Origin of the sequence: Psychrobacter sp. DAB_AL43B (assembly GCF_900168255.1) — a bacterium.
Taxonomy (GTDB): Bacteria; Pseudomonadota; Gammaproteobacteria; order Pseudomonadales; family Moraxellaceae; genus Psychrobacter.
The window spans coordinates 3152719-3172598 of record NZ_LT799838.1; the positions used below are offsets into that span (position 1 = coordinate 3152719).

A 19880-nucleotide genomic window follows, 5' to 3' on the forward strand; every position below is an offset into this window, starting at 1 on the left:
CCCCTATTTCTTACTGGGATTGGGCTTTCTCTTATGCTAAGTCTAATAAGTCATTACGCAGCGTCTTTACTCTCAGCTGCCAATTGACGTAGTACATAGTGCAATACGCCGCCATGACGCACGTATTCGCGCTCTTTTGGTGTCTGTAGCATGACATTAACATCAAAGCTCTCAGTCGAGCCATCGGCGCGTGTCGCAGTGACTTTTGCTGTTTTGCTTTCGCCGTTATCTAAACCAGTGATGCTCAGTACCTCAGAACCGTCTAGTTTGTATGTTTCTGCATTCTCGCCATTTTTAAAGGTCAATGGCAACACACCCATACCAACTAGGTTTGAGCGGTGAATACGCTCAAACGAGCTGGTCAATACCGCTTTTACGCCAAGCAAAATAGTTCCTTTGGCTGCCCAGTCACGGCTAGAGCCAGAGCCATATTCTGCACCGCCAAGTACCACGAGCGGACGCTTGTCTTCTTTATACTTCATTGCCGCGTCATAGATGGCCATTTCTTCGCCATCTTGTAGCGTGGCGCTATCACCATTGAAGTAATAGGTATAACCGCCCTCTTTGCCACCCATCATAGTGTTTTTGATACGGATATTGGCAAAGGTACCGCGAGTCATAACTGCATCGTTACCACGACGTGAGCCATAACTATTGAAATCGGCTTGCATGACGCCGCGCTCTTGCAAGTACTTGCCAGCAGGTGAGGCTGGATCGATGTTACCGGCTGGTGAGATGTGGTCGGTAGTGATTGAGTCACCGAACAGACCTAAGATACGCGCGCCTTCGATATCGAGGATACCTTCTGGCTCCATAGTCATCCCATCAAAGAACGGTGGGTTTTTAATATAAGTAGATTCTTCGCTCCATGGATATAGCTGGCTATCAGCTGAACTAATAGCATTCCATGCTTCACTACCCTTAAACACTTCGCCGTAGTTTTTGCGGAACATATCAGCATCGATGTTATTGGCGATCAACTCATTGATCTCATCCGACGTTGGCCAGATATCTTTTAAGAAGACATCATTACCTTCTTGATCTTGCCCTAACGGATGCGTCGTCAAGTCAATATCGACGGTACCTGCCAGTGCATAAGCGACAACCAATGGTGGTGACGCTAAATAGCTTGCCTTGACATGCGAGTGAATACGACCTTCAAAGTTGCGGTTACCTGACAGTACAGCAGCGGCAACCAGATCACCTTCTTCGATAGCGCCTTCAATCGCTCCTAATAGCGGGCCTGAGTTACCGATACAAGTGGTACAACCATAACCGACTAGATAAAAGCCAATTTTCTCTAGCTCATCCATCAGCTTAGCTTTTTCAAGGTAATCAGTGACAACTTTTGAACCCGGAGCAAGAGAGGTCTTGACCCATGGTTTAGCCGTCAGACCTTTTGCCGCCGCTTTTTTGGCGACTAAGCCTGCGCCAATCATCACTGCTGGGTTTGAGGTATTGGTACAAGAAGTAATGGCGGCGATAACAACGGAACCATCGCGCAATCTATACTCTTCATCTTCAATTTTGACCGTACAATACGTACTGCCTTCAGCACAGAAAGGTTTGGGTTTGGCCGCTAAGGTCTTGGCTTGCTCTTGCTCACCGCCTTCTTGGTCAAAGCGTATTTTTCCAGCAATCTCTGATTTGCGTTCTTTGGTCATTTTCTCTAATGTTTCACCGAATTTTTCATGCATATCAGATAGGTTAATGCGCTGCTGTGGCAAGTTAGGACCAGCAAGCGCTGGCTGAACACAAGACAAATCTAACTCTAGCTTACTTGAGTAGGTCGCAGATGGGGTATCAGCATCGTGCCATAAACCTTGCGCCTTGGCATATTTTTCGACCAGCTCGATTTGGTTTTCTTCACGACCTGATAAGCGCAGATAATCAATCGCCATTCGGTCAATAGGGAAAATACCACAAGTTGCGCCATACTCGGGTGCCATATTAGCAATCGTGGCTCGATCCGCAAGCGGCATGCTGTGTAAGCCTTCGCCATAAAACTCGACAAACTTGCCAACTACGCCATGGGCACGTAGCATCTCAACGACGCGTAATACTAAATCCGTTGCGGTCACACCTTCAGTCAGCTTACCCGTCAGCTCAAAACCAACGACTTGCGGAATCAGCATCGATGATGGTTGACCGAGCATCGCCGCTTCGGCTTCAATACCGCCTACGCCCCAACCGAGGACACCGATACCATTAATCATGGTGGTATGACTATCGGTACCAAATACCGTATCTGGATAAGCCGTTAGCTCACCATCGACATCAGCGGCCATCACAACACGCGCTAAATACTCGAGGTTTACCTGATGCACAATACCGGTCGCTGGTGGTACAACCACGAAGTTTTTAAAGGCATTTTTGCCCCAATGCAAAAACTCATAGCGCTCGTTATTACGCTTAAATTCAATTTTTTCGTTCAGATCCAGCGCATCTTCGCGGCCATAGACGTCAACTTGTACTGAGTGATCGACGACCAATTCACTAGGGATAAATGGATTAATTTGCTCCGCTCTGCCACCAAGCTCAACGACAGCATCACGCATCGCGGCCAAATCGACGACTGAAGGCACGCCTGTAAAATCTTGCAACACCACACGCGCTGGCATAAAGGCAATTTCTTTTGACGCTTCCGCACCAGCATCCCAATTGGCAACGGCTTCGATATGATTTTTACCGACAGACTGACCATCATCTTCGTTACGTAATAGGTTTTCTAAAACGATTTTCATACAGAATGGCAGTTTACTGATGTTCTCATAGGTTTTAGTTAGCGCTGGCAAGCTGTAATAGGCATGTTCCTTGCCATCGACTACAATCGTATCTTTTACATTAAAAATATCACTCATGGTCGCTTCCTTATCGTTGTTATGAATAATTATAAAATTCGTCTTGATAACAGGTGGCTAAATGGGAGCTTTCTTTGGTTATTATAAATTTGATATTTTGTTAACAAGTATTGAATAAAACTAGTGAAAGTAGAATAGTTTGCTTGAATAAGTGGTATAGCATAGACACCGTTAACAATCACTTGCTATAACCATAACAAATAAGCCTAGACTTGTTAACGCTAATTGGTTATTGAATCGTGGCACAATCGTAACCGTAACAATGCTTTAGGCGGTTATTGGCAAGCTATGAGCTTATACTTTCTGACGGCGACCACTACGAAAGACTTGGTTGTCCTCATAAAAGCTAGGATCAGCGTTTTCAGCCCAAAAGTGTGGCACACCCAAAATCGGTAATGGTGACAGTTTGCGCGGCGTCACATCCTCTCGTGATAATAAATCATGCATGTACTCAGCCAGCTGATTATCCAAATATTCTATACGCTCTGACCGCTTTAATTTAAAGAACTCAGCACTGACATAAATAATGACACTGTGAGCGCATAAAGGTTTGCGCGGCTGCAGTAGTTTCTCAAGTAGTGCATGACCGAAAATATAAACTGCTGCCTTAGCATTATTTTTGTCGTCTGCACTTATTTGTTGTGGATTATCCCAAGATGCGCGCGACGTTATCAAGCTTGCTTGCCAGTCGAAACCTATCAGCGCTTCACCGATACTTGGCTCAGCTGTTACCAATATCGCGCCATTTTCATCAAATACAGTAATGGTATCGCGCACGCGCCCACGGCTCGTGCTAATACCTTTTTTAGCAATTTCACACATATGGTAGTAGTTAAGCAGCGCTTTGGTTTTTGGAAAGGTCAGCCAAATGCTACCGTTAAATAAATCATGCAAATTATCACGCGTCGGAATATTGCCAGTGGTCGCGATAAAGCTTTCGTACGCTTCGCCTTCGGGTAGCGCATCTTGGGAGACAAATCTGAGCCTATGTGCGAGATTATTTGGTGTGGGCTTCGTTTGTGATGGCTGTTGTGATTTATTATTTTGCTGCAACATCGCGGTGTTCAGCACCTTGGCGATAATATCAGGCGCAGCAATATCAGCTTGATTATCATGTTCGGCAGCAGTATCTACTTGCTGACATGAGCCACTAAGGCGGCTTATCGTTTTACTGACATAGCTCAATTGATTTAAGTGGCACAACCACGGCGCTTGCCAGTCGATTTTTGCAAAGCTGTCATCAAGTATGCTGTCGCGTACAGACGGACTTACAAGGGAAATTTCAGAATGCAGTGTGGTGGACAAATCAGTGATGGTCATGGGGGCGTTCTCTATTAGACGTAGGGCGTGTCTATGGTATCATGGAGCGCTTTTTTACGGCTAGACAAGCCGCTCGAAATGACGTTTTTACGCGCTATTTATTGATGAGTTTTTATGGCAAATTTTAACACCCACTTAAATGTCGCCTTTATGGTCAGTGGTACGATGAGCCTAACGGTTTATAAAGCGGGATTGATTAATGATTCTGGGTTTTTGATGTGCGTGGCGCTTGGCACCATCGGTGGGCTGTTGCCCGATTTGGATTCTGATAACTCGACGCCCATTAAGCTTGGCTTTAATATTATCTCTTTCATTTTTGCCTTTGGTTTGGTGATGCATTGGCGCAGTGAGCTGAGTTTATTGGCGCTGATAGCATTATGGCTGGCAGGCTATGGCTTTATGCGCTATGTAGTTTTCTCTATTTTTACCAATATGACGGTGCATCGCGGCGTGCTTCACTCCGTACCCTATATGGCGATACTGGGGCTGGGTCTGACCTATATCAGCTATGACGTTTTGCATCTGCCATTAACGGTTAGTTGGTTTTACGGCTTGTTTTTATTTGGTGGCGCGCTGGTGCATTTGGCATTGGATGAGTTATATAGCGTGAATTTATCAAATATGAAAATGAAACGCTCTTCAGGTACAGCGATGAAGTTTTATCAACATAAAGATAAATGGTGGTATCTGCTGCTGTATGCCATCCTTGCGTTATTGGTCTATTTTGCCCCACCTTTTGAGATGTTTTGGGCGCAGCTGCGCGACCCTACGCCGTGGGCACAATTAAAAGTGGGTATATTGCCCGAGATGATAGAAAAAATGCTGTATCAGCCAAAGTAAAATCTCTAAAAATCCAAAGAATACGCTTTAACCGATAAGTAGAGTACTTTATGCAACCTTCTATAAAAACTTGCCCTTGCCAAGTCCATCCGCTATTTACCCCTGTTAGCAGCGCATTGACCTATAGCAATTGCTGTCAGCCATATCATGATAACTTTTATCAGGACGGTACGGATAACAGTGAGGGCGCTCGAGCTGAAAGTGCCGAACGCCTGATGCGCACGCGTTATAGCGCGTTTGTATTGGTAAAGGCAGATTATATCGTAGCGACGACCGTGCCAGCTCAGCAAGCCTTGCTTGATATTGAGGCTATCGAGTCGTGGGCAAAACAGACGGATTGGGCAGGATTAGAAATCGTACGACATACGCCGAAGATAGGTAAGCGTCATGCGCAAGTTGAGTTTAAAGCCTATTTTAATACGCCTGATGGGTTACAGGCGCATCAAGAGTTATCTGCTTTTGTCAAAATAGCAGATAAACCTACTAATAAAAATGCACGCTGGTACTTTCTTGACCCAACAGTAGCGATGACTGTAAGCCAAAAACAACCGTGTATTTGTGGCTCTGGAGAGAAGTTTAAAAGGTGTTGTGGGGTTTATTTAGCTAATTAAAGCGCTTGATAACGCTCGTATAAACCTTCCATTTGATCTATATGTTTGTCGTTAGACAATAACTCAATACCGTTGATTTTGGCGGTAGCAAAGTGAAAAACGTCAAATTTTCGCTTTTCTAAGTTCTTTGGTATGCCTTTACTATCCGCTTCATATTTATCTAAACGGTATAGGTTGGTCGCTAAATCTGTCACGTCTTTACTAATGTCTAACCAAGTAAACTCTTCAACAGCCGCTCTAAATTTATTAAAATCTTCATTTTCATGCTGCCAGCCAAACTTTCTCAAAAACTCATACCTCAGCAATGGCGTGATGACCAGCTCGACATTGTCATCATTGACAAGTGCCAACAAATCAGTCAACCGCTGAATAAGGTCGCTATCATTTTCATCAATGTTTTTACCTTCTAAAAGATAGGTCAAAAAGTTTGAGTCTAGTAACTTCGCAATTTCTGTGTCCATTATTATTGCGTTCCCTGTTTAAGCTCACTAATTCGCTTTTCTAGCAGTTCAGATAGTATTTTTTTTGCGTTTTTTTGCTGCGGTGCGTTATCACGCGACAGCTTCAAACGATTAATATCAATATCAAAGGCATCCTTCAATAAATCTACAAACGCTGCATTATTCGGGTGTTCTATTAGCTCTGTTTTTACTACCCCATCTTCTTTATCGCGATATAGCTCATAGGCTTCACCATGTTGTAATTGGCTAAGTACGATAGCGGAGTGAGTAGTGATATAAAAGGTAGTATTCGGGAATAGACGTTTCAAGGTAGGAATAATAGTCGCTTGCCATTTGGTATGCAGATGACTTTCTATTTCATCGATAAAGACTACGCCTTTGACACGGGCTATATTCTTTTCATTAGTAAAATAGCTATAACCTGCGATGATAGACTGCATGATTTTGAGGATGGAAGCAAAGCCACTTGATAATTCTGACAACTCTGTTTTCTTATTTCTTACATTAATAAAAACGCGATTGCTACCTGATATCTCTAAAAAATCTGGATCAACACGTTCATCTATCTTATTGAGCAGGCTCAATAAAACTGTGATTTCTAATTCTCGATTATCTTCTTTAGCCTGATAAGGATTGGCAGATTGGGCGCGCTGGATAATCCATTCATGAACGTCAATATCCATGTTTGTAGACTGAAAAGCATCTTCACTAACGAATACCCTTTCTAAATACTTATAATACTTTTCTCTTCTCTGTTCATAACTACCAATTTCATTGATACTTCTTCGATCCATATTCATATCGCCGCGCCCTTGAGCACCTATAAATACAGAAGGCATTGTATGATACGGTGTAGATATATCAAAATTCAAACTTGATGCAGAAGAACTTTTATGTATCCAAGGGTTTTTTACTACATTAGATAAATCTAAATCGTATTTATCAGACTTTAACAAGTTGAACAGTTTATTTTCAAAATGAAAATTTGCTATCTCATTTATAAAAAATTCATTATGAATAAACACGGTTGAAAACAAAGCCTCTAGACACTTAGTTTTACCAATGCCATTTTCCCCGATCAGACAATACACTCTTTGCTCAGGCTCAAAGCTAAGATGTACATCACCGACACCTACTAGCTGTTTTATTTGAATGTCATTGCCTAACATGGCTTCACCTAATTTTTATTAAACTATTAATTTCATAGTGGAACAACCAATTTAAAAATACAAGTCAACCATCCTAAACACTCGCCCCAACTGCTCTCGCAACCGCAATCCCTTCCTCAATCGTCAAAAACTTACGCTGGCTTGGGCTGTCTTTAAATAAAATCTCACCATCTTGGAATATCAGGCATTCATTAACGGCTAATTGCTGCCATTTTTCATTTTCAGTCAACGGTACAGTCACTAAGATAGTCACTTTATCTTTATCGGTCGTCACATCGCCAAAGTTAATCGCCAAATCATCATCAGCTAGCTTCGCTTCACCAAATGGCGCTTTACGTGTGAGATAAAACAATAAACTACCAGCGTAAGCCAGCTGCCATTTACCATTCGATATTAGGCAATTAAATAAACCATTAGCCGATAAATAACGGCATTGGGTGGTCAAAAAATTAAACAGCGTTTGGTCATCAGGACGCGTTTTAAAGCTACTTTTAAGACGATTAACCAGATAACAAAAAGCCATTTCAGAGTCGGTTGAGCCAACCGGCTGACAATGTGAGGCGTTACCGTTGTCTTGCAGTCGCTGACAGCGTTTAATAAATTCGCTATTCATCTGCCCATTGTGGGCAAATACCCATTGCTCACCCCATACTTCACGCACAAAAGGATGGGTATTCGCCAAACAGTTTTGCCCTTGGGTCGCTTTACGAATATGGGCAATGACATTCATTGCTTTAATCGGATAATTATTAACCAAATCGGCAACTGGCGATAAATGGCTGGGATGATTGTCATGGAATAAGCGCAGACCGGTTGAGGCGTTCTCTGCTTTGTCATTATTAGTGCATTCACTGCGCTCAAAAAATGCAATGCCAAAGCCATCTTCGTGACTGTCGGTCATGCCGCCACGGCGACGAAAGCCTGCAAAACTAAAGCCGATATCGGTTGGTGTATTACAGTTCATACCTAAGAGTTGACACATTTATAAAGTACCGCCGTTATCGTCGTCTGATTCAGGCAAAATTGCCTCGTCCGTATCAATGCTATCCAAAATACGTTGGGCCTGCGCCAAATCGGTATCTTGTACCCACAGCACAATCCCTGAATTCATACCCGGCATCGCACTCAGCGGCTGTAGAGAAACCGTAATATCATTATTGCGTAGTAGATTGGCATGCAGCTCACCTTGCATATTGGTGTCATAGCGTGCCAGTTTGTGCCAGTTATCAACTTGATCGGTCATGATAAATTCCTTTTAAATAGGTATAAATATAACTCGTTGCTATATTTTTAGTTGTTATATTTCTAATTGCAACCGAATCCTGATGACCAGTTAATTTGGTTTAACGGATAAGCATCGATATGAAATCCGTTTGGATAATCTTTAAAGCCAGGTTGTGATTTTAATTGCTCGATAGCGGCTTGCGCTTTGCGCTCAGTCGCAAATACACCGATTAACTTAAAATCTTCGACATCATTATTCTTATCATCGTCTTTGTAACGCGCATGCTCAAGTACAAATACAGTATTTTGTGCTTTTTCTACATGCGACCAATGATAAGCAGCAAGGCGTTTCATCAGGTCAGGATTTTTGACCATAATATTATCGCCGGTACGCCCTTCGGTACGGTTGTAATGGATAACGTTTAAGCGCAGTAACCAAAAGATGACCGCTGCTTTTGCGAGCATAATAGGTAAAGCGCGTTTTTCATCATCGCCAAGTGGGCGTTTAGACTCATAGCCTTGCAGGAAAGCAGCCATTTTACTGCGATCAAAATTGACTGACTCGCCCTGCTCAGCATCGCCCCACGTGGTACAAAAATCATTAATGGTAATCGCAATATCCATCACATAATGCTCAACACTGACTTCGGTAAAGTCTAATAAACCCGTAAGCCGCTCTTCACCTTTTTGCAGGTTCCATAAGGTGTTGTCGGCAAACATATCTAAATGGCATAAGCCTTTTGGCAAGGTTGCAAGCGGTAAATCTGTGTAAGCACGCCAAATATCGCTCATTAATTTCGCTTCATCACCTGGCATAAACTGCCTTTCACGGTCGCGCACTTCCGCCCACGGATACAAAGGTACGCCGTAATCTTCGGCAGGCTGTAATGCTTGTAACGTTTCATGTAGCATCGCCAACGCTGCGCCAATCTCGTGACACATCGCTTGTGTGGTTTGCTCTGGGTGCGCTCCTGCTAAACAGGGTACAAGCGTAATTGCTTTATTGTCATAATGAATGACATAGCTTTTAGCATTACTATTTTTATCATCTTCTACCGCTTCATCCTCAACCAATGCCAGCGGTGCAGCAACCGGTAATTTACCTTGCAACTGATTTAAAATAACCGCCATCTTTTCGATATCGGCAGGTGGACGCTCTTCAAATAAGGTAAATACATAAGAGTGCGCGCCATCTACATCGCCAGTCGTCTGAATAAACCAGTTTGAGTTTTTGATACCTTGGGTAATCGGAATGGCACGCGCGAACGACACGCCAAAACGTTGGCAAAAGGCGGCAAATTGATCATTGGTTAACTGGGTATAGACGGACATGACATCTCACTTTTGGCAATTGAATAAGAAGTTTATTAGCGTGAATTTAGAGGGTAATGACAATAATGATACTGCGCATGAGCAAACTTTCGCTAAAAACGCATTAATTTGGCGAAAATCTGCCTGATATGCTGGTGATTTTGCTAGACTAGCACCTATAGAATGAATTGATTATAAGGCGAAAGACCCTATGTTAGCAAAGCGTATCATTCCTTGCTTGGATGTTGATAATGGTCGTGTGGTCAAAGGCGTACAGTTTGTCGATATTAAAGACGCTGGCGATCCAGTCGAAGTAGCAAAACGCTATAACGAACAAGGCGCTGATGAAATTACTTTTTTGGACATTACTGCCACCAATGATGAGCGCGATACTACGTATCATACGGTTGAACGTATGGCGGAAACTGTATTTGTGCCATTAACAGTCGGTGGCGGCGTACGTAAAATTGCCGATATTCGTAATTTGCTTAATGCTGGCGCGGATAAAGTGGCGATTAACTCAGCAGCGGTATTTACCCCTGAGTTCGTCGGTGAAGCAGCGCAAAAATTTGGCAACCAATGTATCGTTGTGGCTATCGATGCCAAACGCGTTGGTGATGTCAATGTTGATGGCATTATTATGCCACGTTGGGAGATATTTACTCACGGTGGACGTAAGCCAACGGGTATCGATGCCGTCGCTTGGGCAAGCAAAATGGCGGAGCTTGGCGCAGGTGAATTACTGGTCACTTCGATGGATGGTGATGGCACCAAAAAGGGCTATGATTTAGCATTAATGAAGCAGATTACCAGCCGAGTGAATGTACCCGTTATCGCCTCAGGTGGCGTCGGTAATTTACAGCATTTAGCCGAAGGTGTATTAGAGGGTGGCGTCGATGCAGTACTCGCTGCCAGTATATTTCACTTTGGTGAGTATACCGTTCAGGAAGCCAAAGCGTACATGGCAGCCCAAGGCATACAAATGCGTTTGTAAGACGTTGGTAAAATACAAATGCATCGGCAAAAAATGTTATCATAGCGCTAACTACTTATTATCACTTGGTTTTCGTTCATTTAAAACATAAACAATTTATAAAATGGACCAAAACAAATCATTTAGCTTAATTAATAATGCCTTAATAACCTTTCAATTAGAATAAAGGACCTTTTTATGTCGAATTTACAACAGCAACGCAATGATGTGACTCATATCGATGGCAATTTACATCAAAACGAAGACGTTCGTATTGGTATCGTGGTCGGTCGTTTTAACGGTTTTGTCGTTGAATCATTGGTTGATGGTGCGATTGATGCGCTGCTGCGTCATGGTGTATTAGGTAGTAACATTACCGTCATTCGCGTACCTGGTGCTTTTGAATTACCACTCGTTGCCCAGCGTGCTGCTGAATCTGACCGCTTTGACGCTATTGTTGCCTTAGGCGCGATTATCCGTGGTAGCACACCACATTTTGACTTTGTCGCAAGCGAGTCAGCAAAAGGCTTAAGCGCTGTAGCTATGGACTATAATATCCCTGTTGCCAATGGCGTTTTGACCACCGACAGTATCGAGCAAGCGATTGAGCGTGCAGGAACCAAAGCCGGTAACAAAGGCTCAGAAGCAGCCATGGTTGTCCTAGAAATGCTTGCTGTACTATCACAGCTAGATATTGAAGACGACAGCACTGACGCGTAGTTTTATTAACTGCTAGATAGTGTTTATTAGCTTTTAATTATTATTTAATTGCTATTTCTGCATCATTTTTATTAAGTTAATTGGGGCTATGGTTATTATCATAGCCCTCAGTATGTAATGTTAGTATTTAACACAATATCCAAAACTGACTGGCGAAACTTGCCAGCCGACTACTATTTAACATCTTATTTCAAAACTTATTATCTTAAAAATTAGGTATAGACCCCTTATGACTGACCAACTCAAGCGCGCTATTAGCGCTGCGAAAACCGCACAAACCAATGATAGAGAAGCGGAAGTCACGCGTATCGCGAGCAGCAGTGCGGGTGATCAAACCTTCGATATGAGTGAGTCTTCTTACAAGACCAGTCACACCGCTATCCGTAAGGCGCGGCGCTTTGCCATGCAAGGTCTATATGAATGGCTCGTCACTGACCGCCGCTTTGATATCGATGGCAAGCTTGGCTGGAAGGCCAATGCGCCACATGATATCGCTGCCCGTACACGTGCCACCAATGCCATGCATACCGTACATATCGGCTATTACCATGAAATGATGCGCGATATTCCAGAACAGATTGAGGCGCTAGACGCCCTTATCAGTCAGCATCTTGACCGTGAAATCGATAAACTGGACACCGTTGAACACGCCATCTTGTTAATCGGTAGCTATGAGCTACAAAATCGCCTAGAGATACCCTATAAAGTGGTGCTTGATGAAGCGATGAAATTGAATAATCATTTTGGTGCCACTGATGCGCATAAACTGATTAATGCGGTTCTGGATAGAATGGCGATTGAGCTACGCGATATCGAAGTACAAGCCGATAGCAAAGCCAATCTACGTACCTCTCAAAAATCGGCTATTAAGCAAGCTGCTGTACCTACTGCTACTCAAGTAGAAACAACTGAAAATGCTATCGATACTGATAATGACAGTCAACCAACTGCTTCAAGTAAAAAACGTATCAGTGCCAATAATGCCAGCGTTAAACGTAATAGCGCCAGTAAAGCCATGGCAAATATTAGTGATTATAAAGCCAGTAAACAGAGCGACGCTCAAAGCACGGTTGAAGAAACTACTATTAAATCAGCCAGCATTGAACCAGTTATCGCAGATAAAGCGAATGAGATTGCAGCTAGTGCCGAAAACGTCGTCAATGATAAGCCTGTAGAAGAAAATATAGTTGACAGCAATGACAGCAATGACAGCAATGACAGCAATGACAGCAATGACAGCAATGACAGCAATGACAGCAATGACAGCAATGATAATGTTACAGCAGAGGTCGACTTACTTGACTCGAATAGCGCTAGTATTGATATAAAAAATGTTGATATAAAAGGCGTTGATATAAAAAGTGTTGATACAAAACAAGCTGAATCAGATAGCATCGAATTAAACGATGCTGATGCAAAAAGCCAAGACTAGCCATGAATGAATTTGAGCTGATTGAGCGTATATTTGCACAGATGCAATCTGCACAGTCATTGCCCAATAATGTCGAAAAAGGCATCGGTGATGATGCGGCAGTGATGGTATTGCCTGTAGGGGCGCGCTTAGTCAGCTGCATTGATACGTTGGTTCAAGGTCGACACTTTAGCGCCGATTGGGAACAAATTAATGAGCTGGCATTTGCGATTGGTTATAAAGCAGTAGCCGTTAATGTCTCAGACATTGCAGCGATGGGCGCAACACCACATAGTATTTTGCTAGCGTTAGCGTTACCTGAACGCCTTGCCAACGAGCAATGGCTCACTGAATTTGCCAAGGGCTTATTTCATGCCTGTCAGTTATTTGGCGTGACCCTTATCGGTGGCGATACTACGCGCAGTGAGAGCTTGATACTGAGTGTCAGCGCACAAGGGCTGCTAGCTGCAGACACGCCAGCCGTTTATCGCTCAGGCGCGCAAGTCGGTGATAAAATATATGTCTCAGGTACGCTTGGGGATGCTGCTTATGCGCTAAAGCACCCTGAAAATGCTGTCGGTATCGAACTAGCGCATCGTCTACATATGCCAACCCCACGTATTGCATTAGGCGCAGCATTGGCAAAAGTTGGTGCAACTTCAATGATAGATATCTCTGATGGTCTCTATCAAGATCTTGGACATATCTGCCAACAAAGCCGCGTGTCTATGCGCTTGAATCTTGAGCAGCTACCTACTAGCAAGCCATTAGCCAGCGTTGATTTATCTGAGCGCTTGTTATATCAGCTGGCTGGTGGTGATGATTATGAGCTGGCTTTTACTTTGCCTGCTGATATCGAGCCGCCTGTTAGTAATAATAGCAATACGTCTGTGACCTATATTGGTGACGTTATTGCCTTGATAGATAATACAGATAGCAGCACAGATAATGTGACGTATCGACGTCCTGAGCTTTATTATCAAGGACAGCCGGTAACACCGACCCATCCAGCACCGTTTTCTATTTGGCCTAATCTTACTGGTTACCAACATTTTGCAGGTTAACCCATGACTGATCACAACCTAGTTAAGCCCGATATCCGTAAAGCCAATGATTGCCCTCCTCTGCCAGTCAATGCCAGTATGTTTGACCACGCGGTTTATTGGCTCGGTATCGGCTTGGGCAGTGGTTTACCGCGCCGTGCGCCCGGTACTTGGGGCACCGTTGGTGGCTTAATCGTCGCGATACCCCTGCTGAGCTTGGGTTTTGTGCCGTTTTTGATTATCACACTTTTATCCTGCATCGTTGGCATCTGGATATGTGGTCGTACCTCAGATCTGATGGGTGGTCATGATGATCCCCACATTGTCTGGGATGAGTGGGCAGGTATGTGGATTACCCTATTGCCTTTGTCTTATATGGGCATTGCTAATGTTAATTTTTGGCAAAATATCTCGCAACCCTTTTCTATCGCTGCTCTGATTATTGCTTTTATACTCTTTCGCTTTTTTGACATCATTAAGCCACCACCGATTGGCTGGGCGGATAAAAAAGTCGCTGGCGGTCTTGGTATCATGCTGGACGATATTATCGCAGGTATTATGGCGGCGGCAGTTTGGGTTATTATTTATAATATAATCTTTTACTTTGCAGATTAGCAGCGCATTTGTTTTATTTTTTAACCAGATAATTTTAACCAAACCGTTTTCATCATTTAGTATTGCTGTTAGCGATAGCTTAATTACAAAGAGGTCACGACATAGCATTTTGGTTAAATGACAATTTACGCTATAATTCCAAATTATATTTTGTTACATTTGTAGGGCTATTATGACATCTCCTCTTTCGGTAATTATCCTCGCTGCTGGTAAAGGCACGCGTATGCAGTCGGCCAAGCCAAAAGTGCTACAGACACTAGCTGGCAAGTCATTGCTCGGTCACGTATTAGACACTTGCCATCAATTGACGGTTGATGACACCATCATTGTTTATGGTTTTGGCGGCGAGCAAGTACAAGATCATATTGCTCATCAATACGCACATCTGCCCATTACTTGGGTCGCCCAAACTGAGCAGTTAGGTACCGGACATGCGGTCAAAGTGACTCTATCTGAACTACCGAAAGACGGACAAAGCCTCATTCTATACGGCGACGTGCCATTGGTTAGCTGTCAAACTTTAGCGACACTACAGGCTGCCAATACTGACGGTATGTCTATGTTGACGCTAACGGTAAACAATCCATTTGGACTCGGTCGTATTAAACGTGACCAAGCGGGTAATATTGAAGCCATTGTCGAGCAAAAAGATGCCACTAGCGATGAGCAGCAGATACAAGAAATTAATAGCGGTATTTACTGCGTAGACAATGCTCTGCTACACAAGTTTTTGCCCAAGCTATCTAATGATAATGCGCAACAAGAGTATTATCTGACTGATATTGTCAAAATGGCGGTTGCTGATGGTATCACTATTGCGGCGATTGAGCCTGAGCACACTTTTGAGATTGAAGGCGTCAATAACCGCCAACAACTTGCCAGCTTAGAACGTACATGGCAGGGTAAACTGGTCGCCGATTTACAAGAAGCGGGTGTCCAGTTTGCTGATCCCACTCGTGTTGATATCCGTGGTACATTGAGCGCAGGTCAGGACGTGTTTGTCGATGTCGGTGTGGTGTTCGAAGGTAACTGCACCTTGGGTGACAACGTTTATATCGAAGCTGGCTGCATCATTAAAAATGCCCAGATTGGCAACGCTTGTCATATCAAACCTTATTGTGTGATTGATAAAGCGACAGTCGGTGCAGGCGTAGATATTGGTCCTTTTGCGCATTTGCGTCCTGAAACCATATTATCTGACAACAGCAAAGTCGGTAATTTTGTTGAGATTAAAAAATCAACTATCGGTCACGGTAGCAAGGTTAATCATCTAAGCTACATTGGTGATGCAACGATTGGTACTGGTGTCAACGTTGGTGCTGGTGTGATTACTTGCAATTACGATGGTGTCAATAAATCACAAACTATCATTGAAGATAATGCCTTTATCGGCTCTAACTCAAGTTTAGTGGCGCCGGTAACTATTGGGGATACCGCTACTGTGGCAGCCGGTTCAGTGATTACTAAAGACGTCGATGCTAATGCACTAGCCTTTGGTCGCGCTCGTCAAACACAGAAAGATGACTTTCAGCGTCCGACTAAAAAGTAATGAGTTTATTCATAGTTAAGTCGCTAATATCAAGGTTTGAGCAAACATAAGCAGCATGATAATTTTTATGATGCTGCTTATTTTAATATAGCTTTTATTAGGGAGCACTATTATGAAAACTATCTTATCTACTGCTTTGCTACTATCAACAGCTATGATGTCATTTTCAATAGCATCAGCTAGTACTACGCTAGAGTATGATGCAGAGTGCAAATACTATAATACTAATAAAGTATTAAAATATTCAGGTAAGTGCCATTTTAATTGGGGCGTTGGTATGGGAGTTGGTGATAGTACCTACCAGCGTTATATCATGACCTACCCTAATGGCAATGAAGTTTGGATATTTATCAATGATGATGACTCTGCTACTGTAAACGATATCCCAGCTATGTCATTAAAAGCAAAAAGAGGCTTTGAAAAAGTCATAACAAATCAAGGTGAAGTTTTTGAATTTACTAAAGGCTCAGAATAAATCTGAAACCATATAAGCCTGACAATGTAAAAAATGAGCAGTACCGCAATGATTTGCAGTGCTGCTTATTCATATTTATAAATTCACTAAATATCACCCTATAGCAAAACATTTAAGTATTACAGTATAAAAACATCGAATTTAAGGAATAGTTATGTGTGGAATCGTTGGAGCAGTAGCTGAGCGTAATATCGCCAATATCTTACTTGAGGGACTCAAGCGTCTGGAATATCGAGGTTATGATTCTGCCGGTCTGACTGTCATTCGTGATGGCGAGCTCCATCGTGAGCGCCAAGTGGGTAAAGTTCAGGCGTTAGTCGATGCCGTCGCAGTAAACCCAGAGTTTTTTGATGGTCACATTGGTATTGCGCATACGCGTTGGGCGACTCACGGAGAACCTGCTCAGCGTAACGCGCATCCGCATGTATCCGGCAAAATCGCGGTGGTACATAATGGTATCGTAGAGAACTATGCCGAGCTGAAAGAAGATTTGATTGCCAAAGGTTACGTGTTTACCTCGCAAACCGACACTGAAGTCGTCGCTCATCTGATTAACGATATCTATAAAGAGACGCCTGACTTACTAGAAGCCGTTCGCGCTGTCATTCCCCTATTACATGGTGCCTTTGCGCTTGGTGTTATCCATGTTGATTGCCCAGAAGAGCTCATTACTGTACGTTTAGGCTCGCCTTTGGTGATTGGTGTAGGTATCGGTGAGAATTTTATTGCCTCCGATCAATTAGCACTGTTACCAGTCACCAATCGCTTTATGTATCTTGAAGAAGGCGATATTGCCAAATTGACGCGTAATCGTATTCAGATTTATGCTGATGGTGTCGAGGTTACACGTCAAATACATGAAATTGACGCGGCACAGCACAATGCTGATAAAGGCGAGTTTAAGCATTATATGCTCAAGGAAATTTATGAGCAGCCAGATGCGGTCGCTCGTACTATAGAGATGGCATTAGATCGCAATGAGCCTTCTAAACTGCGCGATGACTTTTTGCAACGTCATGAAGCACAATTAAAAGATATTAAGCACGTACAAGTGATCGCTTGTGGTACCAGCTATCATTCAGGTCTGGTCGCAAAATACTGGTTTGAAAGTCTTATCCGTGTACCTTGTTCAGTTGAAGTTGCCAGTGAGTTCCGTTATCGCAATCCAGTCGTGATCGATAACTCCTTAGTGATTTGTATTTCTCAATCGGGCGAGACTGCTGACACTTTATCTGCGCTACGTGATATTCAAAAACAGTCGCCTGTTGGGCTGGTTAGTTTGGCATTGTGTAATGTGCCGACCTCATCATTGGTACGTGAAACAGATATCTTTTTACCAACGCTTGCGGGTCCCGAGATCGGCGTGGCGTCTACTAAAGCCTTTACCACTCAGCTTGCTGCCTTGATGTTATTGCTATTAAAGGTAGGCGTCATCCAACAGCGCATGACTGACGAAAACTTGAGTACGCTGATTGGTGAGTTACAACAGCTACCCGGTCAGCTTCATGCCAGCTTACGCTTAGACGCGCCTATCAAGGTCATGAGTGAGCATTTTGAATACAAAAAGAGCTGCTTGTTCCTAGGTCGTGGTTTACAGTTCCCAATCGCATTAGAAGGCGCATTAAAGCTTAAAGAAATCTCTTATATTCATGCAGAAGGCTATGCGGCAGGCGAGCTAAAGCATGGACCACTAGCTTTGGTGGATAAAGACATGCCTATCGTGGTGCTAGCACCTAAAGACAGTATGTTTGATAAGCTAAAAGCCAATATGCAAGAAGTGCATGCACGTCATGGTGAGCTTTTTGTATTTGCGAGCGAATCCAGTCAAATGGTCGCTGAAGATAGATTGCACGTGGTCTATGTGCCTGATGTTTGCGAGACGCTTGCACCGATTGTTTATAGTGTGCCAGTACAGTTGTTGTCATACCATGTGGCGGTGATGCGCGGAACAGACGTCGATCAGCCTAGAAATCTAGCAAAATCAGTTACGGTGGAATAATATTTACTTTTATTTAGTGAAAATTTGTGAGCGAGTAATAAAGTATCATACTGAATCCTTCGCCATCTTCTATAACTAGAGGGCGAAGGATTTTTTTATGAGCAATAAAAACTGAAACAGCCAAATTAAACTTATTTACCATAATCACCGTTATGGGAATAATCAGGAGAGATAGAAAAGTTTAGCTGCGCCTGAACTGGTGATGTCAGATAAAGGAGTTAAGCAGGAACTTATCTTACGAGTTTCAGACTAAGGTTTTAGTAGGCAGTAAATCTTAATATATATAATCTTGTTATCTTTCAAAAAAATAAGGGTCATAAGGTGCATTTGACGATTTTACCCACAAATAGAATGTGTCGAAAATTTCATTTCTCTTATCATTCGGAGCGTCTGGATAAGGATAAAACCTATTGTAATCGTTTCTGAAGTGACTGCTTCTAATCTGTTTAGATAGTCGGTCAATAAAACCCTTTCCTTGTTCAAGATAGTTTTTTATCGCGTCGTTATCTAGAATCACACATTTTTCAAAGACTATAAGTCTTAAGAATATATTAACCTTAAGGTACATTCCCTCATGGTCTTGATATAGCTCCCAAAAATGAAGATCTACTTCTATTAATCTCATGTTAGCACCTTCCAAAATCTTTTTAATTTACCTGAAATTAATATAAGACCTGAGTTATGAATTATTTTTTAGCTAAAAATTAGTGTATGGCACCCTAGTGAGGACTTGAACCTTCGGCTGTAGGCTCATGATACCAACGGGTTTTCTCCCTGAGATAGTTCCAGTGTACTTAGTTGTGTACATGCAGTGAGCTTTTGGATCATTATTTTTATATGCTAAGTAGATGAAACATACTTTCAATGAGCTGGAGATAGTTATGAGCAAGGCAGAACTTAATGAATTAGAAGCAATTAGAATCTTAGACGAACTCAACTTTCTTTTCAAAGTTAATCATAATGTACTAATTCCAGAGTTAGATAAACTAGAAAATATCGTGAAAAGCAAGAATTACGACAACTCTAATATTGAAAGGATCTTTGCCTTTGCATTCAGACGAGTACAGGAAATAGGTATATATGACGAGGACATTGATAAACTGTTCGAAGAGTTACACTTTATTATTTGTAGTAATTAAAATACAGGTAAATATTAAATTCCCTCAAGCTAGGGTATTTATAAAATGATTCACCAAAGCTTATTGCCTAGAGCTTCCTTATAATCGAACTAATTTACATTAAATCATGATCGATGCGCTATACAGGCATCGAACCGTAGCCTTTGTCACTAGTTCTAA

At 42.7% G+C, this 19880-nt stretch carries 18 protein-coding genes; 11 read left to right on the plus strand and 7 right to left on the minus strand.

From position 1 onward, the window contains the following. Nucleotides 1-53 precede the first annotated feature (53 nt). Entirely contained in the window at nucleotides 54-2861 is a 2808-nt protein-coding gene (gene acnA, locus DABAL43B_RS13440; RefSeq protein ID WP_079692858.1) for an aconitate hydratase AcnA, read from the minus strand. A 294-nt stretch (nucleotides 2862-3155) separates the two neighbouring features. Next, nucleotides 3156-4181, minus strand: coding sequence for a DUF3025 domain-containing protein (locus DABAL43B_RS13445; protein WP_079692859.1), 1026 nt, complete (start codon nucleotides 4179-4181; stop codon nucleotides 3156-3158). A 114-nt stretch (nucleotides 4182-4295) separates the two neighbouring features. Between DABAL43B_RS13445 and DABAL43B_RS13450 the strand changes: the two genes are divergently transcribed. Both DABAL43B_RS13450 and DABAL43B_RS13455 read left to right on the plus strand, forming a co-directional pair. Then, the gene (locus tag DABAL43B_RS13450; RefSeq protein WP_079692860.1) at nucleotides 4296-5021 is read left to right on the plus strand and encodes a metal-dependent hydrolase; all 726 of its coding nucleotides are present in this window, start codon (nucleotides 4296-4298) and stop codon (nucleotides 5019-5021) included. Between the two features lie 50 nt (nucleotides 5022-5071). Next, complete coding sequence (locus tag DABAL43B_RS13455; RefSeq protein WP_079692861.1) at nucleotides 5072-5632, plus strand: YchJ family protein; 561 nt, start codon at nucleotides 5072-5074, stop codon at nucleotides 5630-5632. On the opposite strand, the gene DABAL43B_RS13460 is transcribed toward DABAL43B_RS13455, so the two are convergent. The 5 genes from DABAL43B_RS13460 to DABAL43B_RS13480 form a co-directional block, all read right to left on the minus strand. Next, a complete protein-coding gene (locus DABAL43B_RS13460) occupies nucleotides 5629-6093 on the minus strand; it encodes a type II toxin-antitoxin system VapC family toxin (protein WP_079692862.1) in 465 nt (154 codons plus the stop codon). The two genes, DABAL43B_RS13455 and DABAL43B_RS13460, sit on opposite strands and share 4 nt — an antisense overlap. A 2-nt stretch (nucleotides 6094-6095) precedes the next feature. Beyond that, nucleotides 6096-7262: an AAA family ATPase gene (locus DABAL43B_RS13465; RefSeq protein WP_079692863.1), complete on the minus strand. Its 1167-nt coding sequence runs from the start codon at nucleotides 7260-7262 to the stop codon at nucleotides 6096-6098. A gap of 73 nt (nucleotides 7263-7335) precedes the next feature. Then, nucleotides 7336-8244 (minus strand): class II glutamine amidotransferase, encoded by a 909-nt coding sequence (locus DABAL43B_RS13470; RefSeq protein ID WP_079692864.1) that lies wholly within the window; start codon nucleotides 8242-8244, stop codon nucleotides 7336-7338. Beyond that, nucleotides 8245-8505, minus strand: coding sequence for a DUF2007 domain-containing protein (locus DABAL43B_RS13475; protein WP_079692865.1), 261 nt, complete (start codon nucleotides 8503-8505; stop codon nucleotides 8245-8247). 62 nt (nucleotides 8506-8567) lie between these two features. After that, nucleotides 8568-9818 carry a homoserine kinase gene (locus DABAL43B_RS13480; RefSeq protein ID WP_079692866.1) on the minus strand — a complete coding sequence of 417 codons (1251 nt, stop codon included), beginning with the start codon at nucleotides 9816-9818 and terminating at the stop codon, nucleotides 8568-8570. Between DABAL43B_RS13480 and DABAL43B_RS14525 the strand changes: the two genes are divergently transcribed. From DABAL43B_RS14525 to glmS, 9 genes are all read left to right on the plus strand, one after another. After that, the gene (locus tag DABAL43B_RS14525; RefSeq protein WP_264753824.1) at nucleotides 9817-9945 is read left to right on the plus strand and encodes a hypothetical protein; all 129 of its coding nucleotides are present in this window, start codon (nucleotides 9817-9819) and stop codon (nucleotides 9943-9945) included. The two genes, DABAL43B_RS13480 and DABAL43B_RS14525, sit on opposite strands and share 2 nt — an antisense overlap. 63 nt (nucleotides 9946-10008) lie before the next feature. Then, nucleotides 10009-10791 (plus strand): imidazole glycerol phosphate synthase subunit HisF, encoded by a 783-nt coding sequence (gene hisF / locus DABAL43B_RS13485; RefSeq protein ID WP_079692867.1) that lies wholly within the window; start codon nucleotides 10009-10011, stop codon nucleotides 10789-10791. Nucleotides 10792-10968: 177 nt separating this feature from the next. Further along, a complete protein-coding gene (gene ribE / locus DABAL43B_RS13490; protein WP_079692868.1) occupies nucleotides 10969-11490 on the plus strand; it encodes a 6,7-dimethyl-8-ribityllumazine synthase in 522 nt (173 codons plus the stop codon). 229 nt (nucleotides 11491-11719) lie between these two features. Next, nucleotides 11720-12922: a transcription antitermination factor NusB gene (gene nusB / locus DABAL43B_RS13495; protein ID WP_079692869.1), complete on the plus strand. Its 1203-nt coding sequence runs from the start codon at nucleotides 11720-11722 to the stop codon at nucleotides 12920-12922. Nucleotides 12923-12924: 2 nt separating this feature from the next. Then, on the plus strand, nucleotides 12925-13965 hold the full coding sequence (gene thiL / locus DABAL43B_RS13500) for a thiamine-phosphate kinase (protein WP_079692870.1): 1041 nt from the start codon (nucleotides 12925-12927) through the stop codon (nucleotides 13963-13965). 3 nt (nucleotides 13966-13968) lie between these two features. Further along, nucleotides 13969-14559, plus strand: a complete 591-nt coding sequence (locus tag DABAL43B_RS13505; protein ID WP_079692871.1) for a phosphatidylglycerophosphatase A — start codon at nucleotides 13969-13971, stop codon at nucleotides 14557-14559. 172 nt (nucleotides 14560-14731) lie between these two features. Further along, nucleotides 14732-16108, plus strand: coding sequence for a bifunctional UDP-N-acetylglucosamine diphosphorylase/glucosamine-1-phosphate N-acetyltransferase GlmU (gene glmU / locus DABAL43B_RS13510; RefSeq protein ID WP_079692872.1), 1377 nt, complete (start codon nucleotides 14732-14734; stop codon nucleotides 16106-16108). Nucleotides 16109-16220: 112 nt separating this feature from the next. Then, nucleotides 16221-16583, plus strand: a complete 363-nt coding sequence (locus DABAL43B_RS13515; RefSeq protein ID WP_079692873.1) for a hypothetical protein — start codon at nucleotides 16221-16223, stop codon at nucleotides 16581-16583. Nucleotides 16584-16737: 154 nt separating this feature from the next. After that, the gene (gene glmS / locus DABAL43B_RS13520) at nucleotides 16738-18582 is read left to right on the plus strand and encodes a glutamine--fructose-6-phosphate transaminase (isomerizing) (protein ID WP_079692874.1); all 1845 of its coding nucleotides are present in this window, start codon (nucleotides 16738-16740) and stop codon (nucleotides 18580-18582) included. The last annotated feature ends 1298 nt before the right edge of the window (nucleotides 18583-19880 follow it).

Excerpts from the sequence above, each read along its gene's own strand:
- acnA (WP_079692858.1), bottom strand. The coding sequence starts at position 2,861 with ATGAGTGATATTTTTAATGTAAAAGATACGATTGTAGTCGATGGCAAG.
- DABAL43B_RS13445 (WP_079692859.1), bottom strand. The coding sequence starts at position 4,181 with ATGACCATCACTGATTTGTCCACCACACTGCATTCTGAAATTTCCCTT.
- DABAL43B_RS13450 (WP_079692860.1), top strand. The coding sequence starts at position 4,296 with ATGGCAAATTTTAACACCCACTTAAATGTCGCCTTTATGGTCAGTGGT.
- DABAL43B_RS13455 (WP_079692861.1), top strand. The coding sequence starts at position 5,072 with ATGCAACCTTCTATAAAAACTTGCCCTTGCCAAGTCCATCCGCTATTT.
- DABAL43B_RS13460 (WP_079692862.1), bottom strand. The coding sequence starts at position 6,093 with ATGGACACAGAAATTGCGAAGTTACTAGACTCAAACTTTTTGACCTAT.
- DABAL43B_RS13465 (WP_079692863.1), bottom strand. The coding sequence starts at position 7,262 with ATGTTAGGCAATGACATTCAAATAAAACAGCTAGTAGGTGTCGGTGAT.
- DABAL43B_RS13470 (WP_079692864.1), bottom strand. The coding sequence starts at position 8,244 with ATGTGTCAACTCTTAGGTATGAACTGTAATACACCAACCGATATCGGC.
- DABAL43B_RS13475 (WP_079692865.1), bottom strand. The coding sequence starts at position 8,505 with ATGACCGATCAAGTTGATAACTGGCACAAACTGGCACGCTATGACACC.
- DABAL43B_RS14525 (WP_264753824.1), top strand. The coding sequence starts at position 9,817 with ATGACATCTCACTTTTGGCAATTGAATAAGAAGTTTATTAGCGTGAAT.
- DABAL43B_RS13480 (WP_079692866.1), bottom strand. The coding sequence starts at position 9,818 with ATGTCCGTCTATACCCAGTTAACCAATGATCAATTTGCCGCCTTTTGC.
- hisF (WP_079692867.1), top strand. The coding sequence starts at position 10,009 with ATGTTAGCAAAGCGTATCATTCCTTGCTTGGATGTTGATAATGGTCGT.
- ribE (WP_079692868.1), top strand. The coding sequence starts at position 10,969 with ATGTCGAATTTACAACAGCAACGCAATGATGTGACTCATATCGATGGC.
- nusB (WP_079692869.1), top strand. The coding sequence starts at position 11,720 with ATGACTGACCAACTCAAGCGCGCTATTAGCGCTGCGAAAACCGCACAA.
- thiL (WP_079692870.1), top strand. The coding sequence starts at position 12,925 with ATGAATGAATTTGAGCTGATTGAGCGTATATTTGCACAGATGCAATCT.
- DABAL43B_RS13505 (WP_079692871.1), top strand. The coding sequence starts at position 13,969 with ATGACTGATCACAACCTAGTTAAGCCCGATATCCGTAAAGCCAATGAT.
- glmU (WP_079692872.1), top strand. The coding sequence starts at position 14,732 with ATGACATCTCCTCTTTCGGTAATTATCCTCGCTGCTGGTAAAGGCACG.
- DABAL43B_RS13515 (WP_079692873.1), top strand. The coding sequence starts at position 16,221 with ATGAAAACTATCTTATCTACTGCTTTGCTACTATCAACAGCTATGATG.
- glmS (WP_079692874.1), top strand. The coding sequence starts at position 16,738 with ATGTGTGGAATCGTTGGAGCAGTAGCTGAGCGTAATATCGCCAATATC.